The 14757-nt window shown below is 66.3% G+C and carries 15 protein-coding genes; 7 read left to right on the forward strand and 8 right to left on the reverse strand.

The features are described from left to right. Positions 1–78: 78 nt before the first annotated feature. From AB8735_RS13580 to AB8735_RS13590, 3 genes are read right to left on the reverse strand one after another with little or no spacing between them, the layout of a single operon-like run. Positions 79–537, reverse strand: coding sequence for a PPC domain-containing DNA-binding protein (locus AB8735_RS13580; protein WP_372407533.1), 459 nt, complete (start codon positions 535–537; stop codon positions 79–81). Between the two features lie 29 nt (positions 538–566). Then, positions 567–1565, reverse strand: coding sequence for an asparaginase (locus AB8735_RS13585; RefSeq protein ID WP_372407534.1), 999 nt, complete (start codon positions 1563–1565; stop codon positions 567–569). A gap of 60 nt (positions 1566–1625) precedes the next feature. After that, entirely contained in the window at positions 1626–3026 is a 1401-nt protein-coding gene (locus AB8735_RS13590) for a helix-turn-helix domain-containing protein (RefSeq protein ID WP_372407535.1), read from the reverse strand. A 371-nt stretch (positions 3027–3397) separates the two neighbouring features. Between AB8735_RS13590 and AB8735_RS13595 the strand changes: the two genes are divergently transcribed. The 4 genes from AB8735_RS13595 to AB8735_RS13610 are packed head-to-tail and all read left to right on the forward strand — an operon-like array spanning position 3398 to position 6754. Further along, complete coding sequence (locus tag AB8735_RS13595; RefSeq protein WP_372407537.1) at positions 3398–3751, forward strand: hypothetical protein; 354 nt, start codon at positions 3398–3400, stop codon at positions 3749–3751. 5 nt (positions 3752–3756) lie between these two features. Continuing rightward, the gene (locus AB8735_RS13600; RefSeq protein ID WP_372407540.1) at positions 3757–5058 is read left to right on the forward strand and encodes a radical SAM protein; all 1302 of its coding nucleotides are present in this window, start codon (positions 3757–3759) and stop codon (positions 5056–5058) included. After that, a complete protein-coding gene (locus AB8735_RS13605) occupies positions 5055–5954 on the forward strand; it encodes a radical SAM protein (protein WP_372407543.1) in 900 nt (299 codons plus the stop codon). Before AB8735_RS13600 ends, AB8735_RS13605 begins: the two co-directional genes overlap by 4 nt. A gap of 38 nt (positions 5955–5992) precedes the next feature. Further along, complete coding sequence (locus tag AB8735_RS13610; RefSeq protein ID WP_372407544.1) at positions 5993–6754, forward strand: hypothetical protein; 762 nt, start codon at positions 5993–5995, stop codon at positions 6752–6754. 55 nt (positions 6755–6809) lie between these two features. Here AB8735_RS13610 and aspS read toward each other — a convergent pair whose 3' ends face one another. After that, complete coding sequence (gene aspS, locus AB8735_RS13615; protein WP_372407546.1) at positions 6810–8126, reverse strand: aspartate--tRNA(Asn) ligase; 1317 nt, start codon at positions 8124–8126, stop codon at positions 6810–6812. Between the two features lie 360 nt (positions 8127–8486). On the opposite strand from aspS, the gene AB8735_RS13620 reads away from it, so the two are divergent. From AB8735_RS13620 to AB8735_RS13630, 3 genes are all read left to right on the forward strand, one after another. Then, positions 8487–9518 carry a hypothetical protein gene (locus tag AB8735_RS13620; protein ID WP_372407549.1) on the forward strand — a complete coding sequence of 344 codons (1032 nt, stop codon included), beginning with the start codon at positions 8487–8489 and terminating at the stop codon, positions 9516–9518. A 119-nt stretch (positions 9519–9637) separates the two neighbouring features. Then, entirely contained in the window at positions 9638–11119 is a 1482-nt protein-coding gene (locus tag AB8735_RS13625) for an amino acid permease (RefSeq protein WP_372411838.1), read from the forward strand. A 325-nt stretch (positions 11120–11444) separates the two neighbouring features. After that, positions 11445–11996, forward strand: a complete 552-nt coding sequence (locus AB8735_RS13630) for a hypothetical protein (protein ID WP_372407551.1) — start codon at positions 11445–11447, stop codon at positions 11994–11996. A 118-nt stretch (positions 11997–12114) separates the two neighbouring features. Here the strand turns inward: AB8735_RS13630 and AB8735_RS13635 are convergent, their stop codons facing one another. From AB8735_RS13635 to AB8735_RS13650, 4 genes are all read right to left on the reverse strand, one after another. Continuing rightward, complete coding sequence (locus AB8735_RS13635; RefSeq protein ID WP_372407553.1) at positions 12115–12726, reverse strand: hypothetical protein; 612 nt, start codon at positions 12724–12726, stop codon at positions 12115–12117. Beyond that, on the reverse strand, positions 12726–13553 hold the full coding sequence (locus AB8735_RS13640; RefSeq protein ID WP_372407554.1) for a hypothetical protein: 828 nt from the start codon (positions 13551–13553) through the stop codon (positions 12726–12728). The genes AB8735_RS13635 and AB8735_RS13640 overlap by 1 nt, the downstream gene beginning before the upstream one ends. A gap of 123 nt (positions 13554–13676) precedes the next feature. Continuing rightward, a complete protein-coding gene (locus tag AB8735_RS13645; RefSeq protein ID WP_372407555.1) occupies positions 13677–13946 on the reverse strand; it encodes a helix-turn-helix transcriptional regulator in 270 nt (89 codons plus the stop codon). Beyond that, complete coding sequence (locus AB8735_RS13650; protein ID WP_372411839.1) at positions 13940–14212, reverse strand: helix-turn-helix domain-containing protein; 273 nt, start codon at positions 14210–14212, stop codon at positions 13940–13942. The genes AB8735_RS13645 and AB8735_RS13650 overlap by 7 nt, the downstream gene beginning before the upstream one ends. Positions 14213–14757 lie beyond the last annotated feature (545 nt).

Below are 14757 nucleotides of genomic sequence, written 5' to 3' on the forward strand. Positions count from 1 at the left end.
CCCGCCACAGCTCCCATTTCCGCTGTCAGTGTCACAGCAGCACGCCGGTCGTCGGCCGAGGCCGAACGGAGAGCGCGGTCACCCGAATGTCAAGAGCGGTACGTCGTACAGATCAGGGTTGCGCAAACGCGTCATGGTGGGCGCAGCGACTTCGACGATCAGGAGCTCGCTGAGGAACTGAACCTTGGCTCTGAGGAGATGACTCGTACGCCCGTCAGCCGACTGCGTCTTGAGTCCAGCGGAGACGTGGATGTGCGGCAGGATGGCGCCGCTCTCCGGATCGTGGGCCAGAGTGCCGGCCCCGAACGCCTCCACGTTGGTGACGTACGTCTTTGACCAGACCGGCGCGTCCGGGTTCTCCAGCTTCTCGCAGGCCCCTACGATCTCGGCCTCCGCAAAGGCGCCAATGAACGAGGGGATGTACCCCTGGCGCACACCGTGCTCACGGCAGAAGGCGGAGAGGGCGTCGAAGAAGTCTTCGCCATGGTCGAAGGTGACGCCGAAGGTCCGTCCGATGGTCAGTTCGTGGGCGCGCATACGCCTTCCCTTCTGAGATGCCTGGGGAGTCAGTTGGCGAACGTCGTGAAGGTCGCTGCGATCGCGTCGCGCCCTGTTCCCTGGGCGATCAGTTGGTGGAGAAGGAGCCTGGCCTGGTAGGGGCTGAGTGAGCCCGCCGGGATGAGGCCGCGCTTGATGAGGTCCGATTCCGACCCCGCGAAGCCGTACGTGCGGGTCAGTACTGGACCATTGCCGATCCGTGAAGCCAGGACTACGGGAATACGCGCGGCGAGCTGTTCCAGCGTGTCCACGAGCTGTTGCGGTACATGCCCCACCCCGAAGGCAGCGACGACCAGGCCGTCGCATGCATCGGCCCACCGACCGAGCAGGGCTCCGTCGTCTCCCAGGCTGACGGTGTACAGGCCGATCCTGGCTCCTTGTGCCAACGGCCTCATGGGGGCGGGCCGATCTGGCAGCCTGCCGACGAGGTGAACGCGGTCTTCCGCGATGCTGCCGAGCGGGCCGCCGCCCGGTGACGTGAATGCGGCGGGACTGGTGGTGTGGGACTTGCGGACGTGCCGTGCTGCGTGGACCTCATCGCCCATGACGATGAGACAGCCGGTTCCCCGCAGCTTCCGATCGGCCGCGGCGACTACAGCTGCGTACAGGTTCCCGGGGCCGTCCGATCCTGCCATGGTGGGGTTGCGCATCGCGCCCGTGACGATGACCGGAGCCTCGTGCGCGTGGCAGAGGTCGAGGAAGAAGGCGGTCTCCTCGATCGTATCGGTCCCTTGTGTGACTACAACGCCGTCGACCTCGCCCCCTTCGAGCATTGCGTTGATCGCTTCGCTGAGCGCGGCGAGGTTGTCGAGGGTGAGCGAGGCTCCCGGTACACGGCAGAAGTCGTGCACCCGCAGATCGATGCCCAGTGCGTCGAGGCCGGGGACGGTTGCGAGGAGATCGTGGGCAGACAGGGCTGGTACCACGCCGCCGGTGGCGGGATCGGTCGTCATCGCGATCGTTCCTCCGAGGGAGTAGATCGCGACTGTTCTCGCTGCCCCTGCCACCGTGCCAGCCTCTTCCCTATCATCCGAGTGATCACGTGTCGGGAGATCGTTCCGTGCAGGCTATCGACTCCTCGCCTTGATGACACGGCCAGTTGACCGGAATTCGGCCGCGACGAAGGAGCAGGCGACGTCGAGAGCGGCGAGGCTGAGGTGGCGGCTGCGCGGTCTCGCCAACCGCCGAGTTCCTCCGGCAGCGAACTGTCGACAACGGCGGGTGAGCCACCCGCTGTCGAGGCCGAGGTACTCAGCCGTCGCCACGAGACGTTCACCCGGGCTTCCGGCTGCGGTGACCGAATGCGCCTGTGCATGCCGGGTGATGTCCGTGAACGTGCGCAGTGTTTGTCGGCCCGACGTCAGCTTGGTCTGCGCAACCGTCTCCGTCCGCACCCACGTAGCGATCGCAGCCTTGCGGCCGGGCACCAGCACAAATCCATCCGTCCGCTGTAGATCACTCTCGTCGACCAACCACGTCGTGACCCCGTAGGCCTCCATCAGAGCCAAGGTGAGGAAGAGCAAGATCCGCTCGTACGCGGGCGAGGTGTCGACCGCCCAGCGCGGTACGCAGAAGGCACGGCCCACCCCACTGTGTGCTCGAACGGGAGCCGTCTCCCGGAGGTACCTGTGCTTGTGCCTGAAGAACAACCAGGTGGCCGCTTCTTCTCCCCGCTGCTCGCGCGTCCAGAAGAGTGGGTCGTCAGCAAGCTCGTCACGTTGGTCGAGGATGAACTGGGCGCACGCCTGCGACCCGAGGAACATCTGAGCCCCGCCGGTCAGCCCGTTCACCTTGGCCAAGCTCTTGCCGTTGCGCAGCAGGTCTTGTGGGGACAACTCCAGGCACTTGTGCAGGTCTGCGTCGTCTCCGAGCAGCGATGCGTCGAATCCGGTGACCGCCCAGAGCACTCCGTAGGTGAAGTCATCGAGCTCGTAGGCCACGGGGATGGTGAGGGCGCGGCCCTGGGGCGCTGCTTCACTGGCGTCCACTACGAAGTGCCGTTCGTGACCGTCGACAGCGTGGGCAGCAGCGATCAAGGCTCGGAGTGGCATCCGAGCCCACTCTTCGATGCCTCGGTTGAGCGTCACGGCGACCATGTCGTTGCTGAGCCCGGAAGCCGGCTCCGTCAGCACCGGCAGAGCCGATGGAGGCAGAAGCTGCCCAGCGGGTAGGAGGAGCTGTCCCGGCCCGGCTGGGAGACGAATCCGCCCGTCGACGGGGTGTGCCGGCGCGAGGGAATCCCGGTTGTGCGGGAGCAACCCGATGAGTTCAGGCGGTACTCCCAGAGCCTCGCCCCACTGCTTGACCTGACGACGGTCGCGGATCTTTTTCCGCCCGCGCTCCAGACGGCTCACCTCGGCCTGGTCAATGTTGACCAGCCGGGCGACGGCTGCTTGCGATAACCCGGTGTGCTGGCGGAGCAGCCGCACGACGGTGCCGAAGTCCCAGCCTTCGGCGGCCTTCCGCACGGTCGGATTGGTCCAGAACGCGGGGTCAAGCCTCCCGATCGGTTCTCGCTGACAAGGCAGGCACCGTGTAAGGGAGTTGGAACGACTCAGTGGCGTACCGCACTGTACGCACCGGCGACGGTCAGTGGTCACCATGGACCGCATTCTTGTGCCTGCCGGAGCGATGCGAACGAAGGTTGGCCTGATCGCTCATAAATGCTCATCACCGGCCAGGGTGTGCAGTGCCATTGTCGACAGCCGTCCGGCGAAGCGGCCAGTGCGCTGGCCTTCATGCGGGTTGAAGAGACCACTCTCGGCCCCCGTAGAGCACAGCGTCGTCAAGTTGGCCGTCCCCACCGCCAGGCCCACCAAGACACCAGAGGAGGCCAGTCATGCCGCAGTCGCGACGGGAGAAGAAGGATCACTTGATCTACGCCGACGTCGTCGATTCCAAGAGCAAGGCGGGAGTGTGGATGGGCGAGCGTGCCTCGTTCCAGCAGAAGCAGTCCCAGATCCTGGAGGCGATCAAGGACGAGATGAACTGGGTCGAGCTCAAGGGCGCGATCATGGTCGTGAGCACCGAGCCGGCCGGCATCACGCTGATGGCGCCGAACCCGACGCTGCCGGGTGTGATCGTCCTCGCCGACGGCGGTTCGCCTGCGGCGTCGGCCAAGCTCCAGGCCGCCGGCGAGGAGGCCGTGCGGAGGGTCATGGCGCAGCTGGGGATAGCCGAGGAAGCGGCCTGATTCCAGTGGCCCAGCCCCGCCTTCTGTGGGGGAAGTACTTCCAGTACGACCGGGACGGGGAGTCTGTTCTCCTCGATCCTGTGGCACTGGAGAGTGTCTACCTCGACCCCGGTGAGGTCCGTGACCTCACCGGGGTTCCCCCGACCGCGACCCACAAAGCTCTCGAAGAGCTCGGCTTCGTCCCGGACGGCCCCGTTGCCGACCGTCGCGAAGCACTCCACAACCGCCTCGTCGCCCTCGACCTGGACCCGACGCCGCGCCGCATCAGCGGGCTCCGGGTGGCGCTCACCGACCGCTGCAACATGGCCTGCACGTACTGCTTCGTCGACACCAACTCCGGAAAGCCGGACATGACCGAGGCCGAACTGGCCGAAGGGCTCTGCTACCTGTTCGAGCAGAACAGCGGGCAGGAGGAAGTCTCGATCCAGTGGTTCGGTGGTGAGCCGACCATCCGCTTCGACCTGATGCAGTACGGGGACGAGCTCGCCGATCACCTTGCCCGTCAGCACGGCATCGGCAGGGTCCGTCGAACCGTGGTAACCAATGGCGCCCGCCTGACCGAGGCGGCTCTGGAACACTTCGTCCGCTACGAGTACGGCGTCGGTGTCTCCATCGACGGCCCACCGGACATCAACTCGGCCAACCGCCTCCTTCTCGGAGGGCAACCTGCCGACGACCGCATTCGCCGCAACGTCCATCGTCTACTTGCGGCGGGCAACCTCCATGTGGGCTGCAACCTGACCCCCACGGCGGCCAACATTGGCCGCCTCGCCGAGACCGTGGCCTGGATCATCGACGACCTCGGACTGAAGTTCATCTACGTCAACACCCCCATCCCCGCAGGCGGACGATGGCGCGTGAACGGCCGCGATCTGGCTCATGAGTTGCACGAAGCGCGGATGACGGCCCTGGGGCGCGGCGGGATGCTCTTCTCGGTCCTGGACCGGGCCTTCCAGGCCCTCGACACACGCCGGCCGATGCTGTTCGACCACATGCAAGGGGACCGCAGTCTCAACGCTGCGCTTCTCTCCGGCAACAGGATCAGCCTGTGCGACATCAATTTCGAGGAACCGTCGTTCCTCTACGGACTCGACGAACTACGCGCAGATCCCGGGCTGTTGGCCAGGGCCGCGAAGGCAGTGGCCCCAATACCCGCTTGCGGCGATTGCCCCGCGCTGGCGATCTGCGGCGGCCCGTCCCGCAACGAGCAAGCCCTCGTCGGCGGCGATTCCCCGGACCCGGAGATGTGCGCCTTCTACACCAGCACCGTGGAGATCGCGGTCTGGGACAACACGGGGGTGCAATGAGCCTCGAGACCACTGCCTCCGTGGAGGCACCCGAGTCCCCGCTCCGATTCCGGTCCGCGCTGATCAGCACCGCAGGCCACTGCGCGGTGGCCTGCGGCTTCTGCTTCCGTGCCGACCGCGCCCACGGCTTCCTCGACGTGGCCACCTATGCCCGAGCCCTGTCGCGGTTGAGGGAAATCGGCGTCGAGGGAGTCTGCCTCACCGGTGGTGAACCGATCCACCACCCGGAACTGCGGACCCTCGTGCGCCTGGCCCACCAGTTCGGCATGCCCGTCTCGGTGGTCACCTCCGCCCGGACGCAGGAGGAAGTGAGCCGCCTCCGCGAGATCGGCCACTTGCTGGAGACGATGACCGTGTCCGCTGACTCGCACGGCGCGATGCGGCTCGGGCGTACCAAGCGGTCGGCGGGATCAGCAGCAACGACTCTGCGGTCGGTCCCGGCATCGGTCAAGGTCCTGCACCTCACCTACTGGAAGCTCTCGGGCGAAGAGTGCCAAGAACTCCTCCAGTTGGTGGAGGGCATGGACGTCGAGGTTCAGCTCAGCCCCGTCACCCTGGACCCCGCCGGCCGACGCCACGGCGGCATCTCCCTGCACGACTACGTGGCACAGCAACGCGAGGACGCCGAGCTGCTGCGCCGCTACTTCGTGCTGTCGCCGGACTTTCAGGAGCACTTGACCACTCTGCGGACCATGCAGCTCTACCCGGAACGGCGCCGCAGGTGCCTCTCCTCGGCCCTGTATGTGTCGGCCAAGGGCGAGGTACGTCGCTGCCCATACGGCAAGGCCGGCATCAGCATTCACGCTCCCCGTGCAGCCATCAAGGCGTTCCTCGGAAGCCGGGCCGAGGAACGGGTCACGCCGGACTGCGCCGCCATCTGCCGACCCTCCAAATGACACACGAGGTCCGCATGCGTCCCCATGTCACGACAGCCATGGAGTTCACCAACCGATGGCGAACCCCACCCAACTTCCGCATCACTAGCCCCTTGGTCCCCTTCGAGTTCCGATTGCCGTCGGCCATCGATGTCCTTGAGCGCCTGCGGGATGACGATGCGGTGCGCTTCACGGTCCTCGGCGAGGACGACTGGACCGTGAGGATGGAACGCACCGAGAGGTTCCGCACCGCGCCGTTGAGCGAGATCGTCGCCTGGCCCTTCCGGCTGGTGCATTTCGATCTCGCCCGCTTCTACAACGACCTGCTGGCGGGCTTCCAGGAGCAGGTCATGATCCCGTGGCGCACGTTCCTGGCCTCGGAAGGATTCACCTGGCAACGGTGCGCGCCGATCCTCTTCATCTCCACCCGCGGCGCCGCCTCGACCTACCACAACGACAACTCGCATGGCCTGGTCTGGCAGGTCGAAGGTGTGAAGACCTTCCACAGCTACCTCGCCCCGGACCAGATCTTGCCGGCGGAGGCGGCGGTCATCGGGGAGACCACCGCGGAGGAGCCCCCCGAGCACGATCCTGCCGACCGGCAATCTGTCCGCATGGAGCCCGGCGATCAACTGTGGAGCCATGCATTGACGCCCCACTGGGTCACCACGGAGTCTCCGCTCGCCCTGAGCATCACGCTCGCCCACGGCGGCTTGTGTCACCAGGGGAACTACTCCGAGCGCGAGCTTGCCCTGCGCGCGTACTGGGACGACAACCCCGCCGAGGCGTGGCTGCATGATCTCCGGAACACCCGCTACTGACCATGGGAGGTGCCGTCGTCCACGCATGGTGGCCGGCGGCACCTCCCTCTCGCGGCTACGGGGTGAGGCGGTTCGGGCCGCGGAAGAGGAACGTGGCCTCCCGGATGGAGTCAAGGCCGAGCATCACCATCAGCACCCGGCCGAGCCCCATACCCAGGCCACCGTGCGGCGGGCAGCCGAAGCGGAAGGCGTTGAGGTAGTCCTGCATGTGCTCGGTGCTCGTGTCCTTCTCGGCGGCCTGCTTGAGCAGGACGTCATGCCGGTGCTCGCGCTGGGCGCCGGTGGTGACCTCCAGCCCCCTCCACAGCAGGTCGAAGGAGAGCGTGACGTCCGGCTGGTCGGCGGGGCGCATGTGGTAGAAGGGCCTGATGCTCACCGGATAGTGCGTGACGAACACGAACTCGTGGCCCGTCTCCTCCTTGATGTGCGCAGCGATGCCCCGCTCGCCCTCCGGGTCGAGGTCCTCCTTCACCCCTTCGCGGTCCCACCCCTTGGCGCGGAGGATCTCCTGGGCCTCGGCCATGGTGATCCGCGGGAACGGCACCTCGGGTACGGCCACCTCGATCCCAAAGTGCTCCCGGATGGCCTCACCGTGCTTCTCGGCGACCTGGGCGATGGCGTGGGCGAGCATCCGCTCCTCGAAGGCCATCACGTCCTCGACGTCGTCGATCCATGCGAGCTCCACGTCGACGCCGGTGAACTCGGTGGCGTGACGGGAGGTGAAGGACGGCTCAGCGCGGAAGACCGGGCCGATCTCGAAGACCTTGTCGATGCCGGCGGCGATCGCCATCTGCTTGTAGAACTGCGGCGACTGGGCCAGGTAGGCGTCCTGGCCGAAGTAGCCGAGCTTGAAGACCTCGGCCCCGGACTCCGAGGCGGTCTCCATGAGCTTGGGGGTGTGCATCTCGGTGCACCCCTGGGCATAGGCGTAGTCGCGCATACCCTGCTCAAGGGTGGTCTGCACGGCGAAGAGCAGCTGGGCGGCGGGGCGCTTGCGAACGTCGAGGAAGCGCCAGTCCAGCCGCTGCTCCAGGGCCGTGTGCTCGTCGATGGGGAGCGGGGTCTCGGCGCGGTTCAGCACCTCAACCGTTTCAGGGACGAGCTCCAGGCCGCCGAGCTTGACGACGGGGTTGTCGACGACGCGGCCAGTGATGCGGACGGCGGACTCGGGGGTGAGCTGTTCGAGCTGGGCTTCCAGTTCACCGCCGTCGCGCTGGTGGGTCACCTGGGTCATGCCGGTGTGGTCACGGACGACGACGAACTGCATCTTGCGCTGGAGGCGGAGGGTGTTCACCCAGCCGCAGATCGAGATGGACTGGCCGAGGTGTTCGCGCAGGTCAGCGACGAGTACACGGCCGGTGTGGTGGATCATCACAGTCCTCCAAAGGACTTCGTCATGATCCCTTGGGAGTGCGGGCGAGAAGGGCAACTCGCGGTGCCACCGCACTTTCACCGCCGCTCAACGGCGACGGCCTCATTCCGGCCCGGTCACGGGGGCCAGCCGGCGGGGCATTGGGCCGAATGGCCGTTCCTCCCCGCGCTCGGGAGGGTCTTCACCCCGGGGCGCAAGGCTGCCTTCCCAGCTACCGGCAGCTCTCTCGGCTCGCGTGATCCCGCGGCTACTCGTCTCCGTCGACGCGTTGCCCAGGAGCATACGAGCGCACGGCCGACAGCGGCAACGGACTTCGCCGATCCCCTGACGCAGAGATGTCCTACGAGAGGTGAGCACGCGATGACCGGCTCGCACGAGTTCCACCCGGTTTACCACCCGGCCGGGTTCGACGACGCGCTGCGCGTGGCGGTCGAGGAGGTGAGGACCGGGCGGTGGGTCGCAATGCGGGACCTGCTCGCCCGTACGGGCACCGACTGGGCGCTGCGGACGACGCGCACGCAGGTCCTGGGCGTGGTGGCGGCCGGGACGACCACGGTCGAGGCCTGGTCGGAGGAGGAGCGGGACAACCTCGATGCGCGGGTGATGTGGGCCCGCGTGCTGGTTCAGCGGGCACGGCGCGCTCACCGAAAGCGTTACGTCGGCGCCCACGATCTTGAGATCGTGGCGCGTCAGGCGTGCTTGATCGCCGCTGAGGCCGGGCCGGCGGATCCGGTGCCGTGGGTGTGCTTGCTCGCCCTGGCCCAGCTCGATGAACATCAGCAGCGGGCCGAGCACCGGGTGAAGCCGTGGGAGCACATGCTGCCGCCGGGTCCGTGGGGCCTCCTCCGGCAGGTCTGGGATCGCGACCAATACCCCCGTGAGGCGTTCCACCACATGTTCGAGTTCCTCAACAGCTGCACGACGGGCGCCGCGGCCTTGGCATCAGCGGTCGACTTCGGACGATGGGTTGCCTCGTGGGCCCCCTTCGGATCGGCACTGCTCGCGCTCCCCCTGTACGCCTACACCGAGTCCTACCGCCAACAGCTCGACGCAGTGCGCCGCAGGGGGCGGGAGGACCCGCTCCTCCGTCGGCAGTGGGCCGAAGACCCCGCTCGCGGCGACGCTCTCAAGGCATACCATCACTGGTTTGCCGTGACCACGGACGCGGATCCGCTGAGACGATCGGTAGCGGACCTGTCTCACCTGGCCTTCTCTCTGTGGGCCGCTCACCAATACGTCGAGGCCGCACCGGTATTCGAGACTCTGGGGCCCCACGCGGCCTTGCAGCCGTGGGTCCACGTCACTGACGATCCCCACCGTCCGGAGTTGGCCGAGGCCGCCTTCGTACGCGCGCGGAGTCAATGCCTGTCCGCGGCGGGAACGTCGATCTGACCATTTGCCATGGGCGCAACCAACAGCGTGGTCGTTGCGCCTTCTCGCTCACCTTGGGGAGGTCTTTCGTGTCCATCCACAGCCGCCGGCTCCGTCCGATCGACCGGCCGCCGCAGGAGATGCGCGACGATGAACTGCTGCGCACGCTCGGGTACAAGCCAGTGCTCACCAGGCGCATGGGCCCATTCGGCAACTTCGCCATCAGCTTCTCCGTGATCTCCGTCCTGTCCGGCTGCATGACGCTGTACGGCTTCGGGCTGAACACCGGCGGCCCCGCCGTGATGATGTGGGGCTGGATCGCCGTCGGCGTGATGGTCATGTTCGTCGGCGCGGGCCTCGCCGAGGTCACCAGCGCCTACCCGACCTCCGGCGCGCTGTACTACATGGCCGACCAGCTCGGTTCGAAGAAGTGGGGCTGGTACACAGGCTGGTTGAACCTGCTCGGCCTGCTCGGGGCCATCGCCGGCATCGACTACGGGGCGGCCCTCTTCGCGGGTGCATTCGCCAACCTCCAGTGGGACTTCGAGCCCACGCCCAGCAAGACCATGCTCATCTACCTGTGCATCCTGCTGCTGCACGGACTACTCAACCTCTTCGGCGTGCGGCTGGTGAGCGTCCTCAACTCCATCAGCGTCTGGTGGCACTTGATCGGCGTTGCCGTCATCGTCGGCGTGTTGTGGGCCGTGCCGTCACACCATCAGTCGGCCTCGTTCGTCTTCGGGAAGTTCGTCAACGACACTGGCTGGAACCCGCACTGGTACGTGGTCCTCATCGGTCTGCTGCTCGCCCAGTACACCTTCAGCGGCTACGACGCCTCTGCCCACCTGTCGGAGGAGACCACCGGCGCCCAGATCAATGCCGCCCGCGGCATCGTCCGCGCCATCGCCTGGTCCTGGCTCGCCGGCGGCATCCTCCTCGCCGGCCTCACCTTCGCCATCCAGAACTACACGGGTGCCCAGAACACAGACACTGGCGTGCCGCCCGCGCAGATCTTCCTCGACGCCTTGGGGGTCGGCGGCGCGAAGGCGCTTCTGCTCATCGTGATCGTGGCGCAGTTGTTCTGCGGCAACGCCGAAGTCGCTGCCTGCTCCCGCATGGTCTTCGCGTTCTCGCGGGACGGCGCTCTGCCGGGGTCGCAGTGGTGGCGGCAGGTCTCCGACCGCACCCGCACACCGGTGCGCGCCGTGTGGCTGTCTGTCGTCGTCGCGGGGGTGCTCGCGGCGCCGTCTCTGTACAGCCCCACCGCCTACGGAGCGGTCACAGCCATCAACGTCATCGGCATCACCCCTGCCTACGCCATCCCGATCTACCTACGGCTTCGCAACCGACGAGGCTTCCGTCCCGGACCGTGGACCCTGGGCAGCTGGGGACCGCGGGTCGGATGGATCGCTGTGCTCTGGGTGGCGTTCGTGACCGTGCTCTTCCTGCTGCCCCAGACCTATCCGGTGACGGCCGAGACTTTCAACTACGCCCCTGTCGCCCTGGCCGCCGTCCTACTGCTGGCCACCGTCTGGTGGCAGGTCGCCGGCCGACGCTCCTACGAGACCCCCACCTACGGCAACGTTCGCGAGACCGTCGAACTCGAGGAAGAGATCGTCTGACGGCCACGACCGCACGGCCACGTCCAGGGTGGGCGTGTAGCGGGCAACCGCCACACGCCTACAACGACCATTGACAGACGTCAGGGCAGTCGCCAGCAGCTGAGCGGTCCGTCGTGCACCGAAGACGGGTTTTCAGGCGTCGGTGCACCAGGCGTCGGTCTACCGGTCGCCGGTGGACCAGGGATGATTACTAAGATCCTCACCAACAACCCCCTACCCCCATCCCGGTGGTCTCAACGGGTGCCGCTGGAGAGTCCGTCCAGCAGCCGGTCTGGGCCCCGTTACGAGATCATGGGGTGTAGGCGCGGGGCTCTGGAGCCTGTTCATGGGCCGCCCCAACCGTGCCACCCGGGCCGCCATCGCCCAGCGCCGCATCGACGCTATCGACCTCAAGGTCTCAGGCGTCGACTGGCTGACCATCGGACGGAAGCTCGCTGCTGACCCGTTCATCAACTTCGACGGCGTCGCCTACCCGCAGGGGTACGGCATCGACAAGTACCGGAGGGGGCTGGAGCCCCCGAGCAACAAGCGGCTGATCGAGCTGGCGTGCAGGGACGTCTCCAAGGCGCTCATCGAGCGAGCTGCCGCGCTGGACGAGCGCACCGATGGCCTACGACGGCTGATGTTGGAGCGCCTGGAGCGGTTGTTCTTCCCCATGTACCGGCAGGCTGTGCGCTCCGGCGACCACCAGGCAACGGATCGGGCGGTGCGCATCATCGAGCGCGAGTGCCGCCTTCTGGGCCTGGACCAGCCCGTTCGCACGGAGTTGTCCGGTCCCGGTGGCGGGGCGGTACAGGTGGGGCCAGAGAGCTGGGAGGAGCTGAAGTGTCTGATCAGCTTGGCCGACGGTCTGCCCGTCGAGAGCGTCGGCGCCTGATGGGTCATCGCGTCGTCCACTGACAACGGGCAAACGCTCAAGCAGGGCGCGTACGCCTCCCTGAGCGCACAGCCCAAAACAGTCACAGAGGAAACTGCCAACGCGACATCGGAAACCTTCATCCTGGCAGCGAAGTGGCCACCGCCCCCTCCTCGCTGCAGCTCTCGATAGCCGGGACGATGAGCCGCTGGGCAGCCAGTGCTTCTCTGCGCCGGACACGGAACTGGCGATAAGGGGCGAGCTGGCGTTGTACGTGTGGAGGTATCGGACTGCCCATGGCGGCGATGCGGGCCGCGGTCTCCGACGACCGCCTGTGGCTGCTCAGCTGACGTTGCCCGGCTGGAGCGACCTCGCCGGCGACAACCGCTGCACGAGTGGCTCGCAGCTCGGCCTGGTAAGCGTGGACGTCGTCGGGGTCAGCAGCAGGTGCCGGGTCAACGTGGCGGTTCATGAGCTCGGCCCGGTGTGGAGCCCACGCGGCGAGGATGTCAGCGGGTTCGATCGGCCGGAACTGTGCGCTCCGGTCGCCGCCGTGTTGCTCGTAGTAGCGACGGACTGCATGGCACGCATCCCATTTGACGGCGCTGGCCTCCGCGGGAACGTGGACGAGAGCGTCGGTCCATGAACGGATGGTCTCGGCAGCTTGTTCCTCGGTGGCCATGGCGCGCCGTACGCGGCTGTCCACCGTGGCGCAGAGGTTCAGCAGGGCGGCAACGTGCTGACGGTCCACTATGCGGTTCCTTCCCGCTCCAGCAGAGCGAGCCCTGCGGCGAGGTTGTCGGTATGGGTGGTCTGGACGGCTCGTTCGCGGAGTGGGACGACGCTCGATCCGTGGGGCGTGACCGCCGGTGCCCAGTCGAGGTCGCTCCAGACGGCGAGCCAGTAGCTTGCGGGCTTCGGTGCGCCGCCAGAGGTTCTTCGCCAGGCGGCAAGCTCGACGAGGGCTTCGACGCTGTGGCGCCTGAGGAGCTGCACGAGGTCGTGCTGTTGGTGGGGGCTGAGGTTCCAGCGCACCATGACTCCAACGGCGTCCAGCGCGGCGGCAAGTGGTTGTAGCTGCTCGGGCATTGATGGGGCGCTCGCGCGCGGCTGCTGCTGTTCCTCTTGGTGTTTTGGTTCTCTCTGGTTCTGGGGTCCGGATTTCATACCCCTACCGGTCCGGATTCTGTACCCCTCCGGTCCGGATTCTGGACCCCTGGGGGTCTCGTTTTCGGACCGGTCCGGATTCTTTACCGGTCCAGATTCCGAACCCCCGAAGCCCGGTTTGCCAGGTGTCTTTCGTATGTGCCCGACAGCTCCGGGGAGTTGGTAGACGGTCGCCCCCAGCGGTCCACGGGTGTTCTCGATGACAGCCAGCTCGCCTGATGCGAGTAGCTTGTCCACGGATGTCACCACCGACGACCGGGAAGCGTTGGTGTGCTTGATGAGCATGGTCGTGCCGGCGTAGGCAGTGCACCTCGGCCCGGTGGCCTTGTCGGCTATCGCCAGGAGCACCAGACGGCTGGTTCCTTTGGCAGTGGAGCGTGTCCACACCCAGTCCATTGCGTCGAGGCTCATGGTACGACCTCACCAGGCTGCTGGGGCTGGATAGGCTTCTTCATCTGAGGTCTCCTGTGCGGCGGCGTGAGCCGACCTTGGCCAGTTACGCCCCGCGCTGCTGCAAGTGTCATGCAGGGGCGGTCAACTGACCGCGGTCTGATCGAGCACAGCTACGCCAGGGGCGGGCTCAGTATCTGAGTCGGGCGTTACACCGAGGATTTCCAGTAGTTCGGCGCTCACCACTCGGTACGCTCTCCCAAGGCGAAGGGCTCGTACAGGAAGTTCTCCCCTCTTGGCCAACACGTAGGTGGTGCTCCGCTTCAGCCCCAGAGCGCGGCCTGCAGTTTCCAGGTCGATCACCGGCGGCAGGGCCCGCAGCTCGGCTCGACTCAGAGTCGTGGGGCTCACCATTCCGCCTCACCAGCAGCTTGAGCGTGGGCAAGTGTGTCAAGCACCCGTGCGTAGCGCAGTGCGGGTTCCCCTCGCGGTACGCGCTTGCCCTGCTCCCACCTCCATACCGTGGAAGCATCCACACCGCACACCTTGGCCAGCTCGGAGAGGGAGAGGTGTGCGCTCAATCGGGTCTGCCGAGCCTGCCCCGAGAATGCAGAGGCGCGTACACGCGAGAGGCTGTTGATTTCTGTTCGGTTCACGTTTTCGAACCCTAGCCCATGCATCGCCACCGAGAGACGTGACCAAAACGAGCCTCGGGAAAATCAGGTCACGAGCGGGACCCAGCCGGAAACGTGAGGAAGCATCGGGAAAATCTGGCACTGGAAATGTGACCATGGACACGAGCCTGCCATAGAAGTGCCTCTCTCATGCCAATTCATCGCCTATGATCAAGGCATGAAAAAGCTCTTCTCGGTGATCCCGAGATCGCCCCATCAGTCACTCCAAGTTGCGCGACACCAAATGTCCGGGCTCGACGATCAGTGCAGCAAACTGCAAGGACCCTCCACGGGGGATCTCGGGATACCCGCCGACGTTAAGTCAATTAATACCGCTCCGGAGGCATCTCGTTTGAGAGGGCTATCGAGCTGTACACAGCTGGGCGCAGGAATACCCGAAATGGTCTTGTTCCCAAAATGACACCTGCACCCTCGAATGACTCCTGCCGTTACTGCGGCATATAAAACAATCCATGTCCGCTGGCCTCACTCCAAGAAGAGACCGGCGGCGAGGCCGCGCAGAACAACTCCAATCCTGCTCCAGGAGGTCA

It is taken from the genome of Streptomyces luteireticuli, from assembly GCF_041519305.1.
In the GTDB taxonomy this organism is placed as follows: domain Bacteria; phylum Actinomycetota; class Actinomycetes; order Streptomycetales; family Streptomycetaceae; genus Streptomyces; species Streptomyces luteireticuli.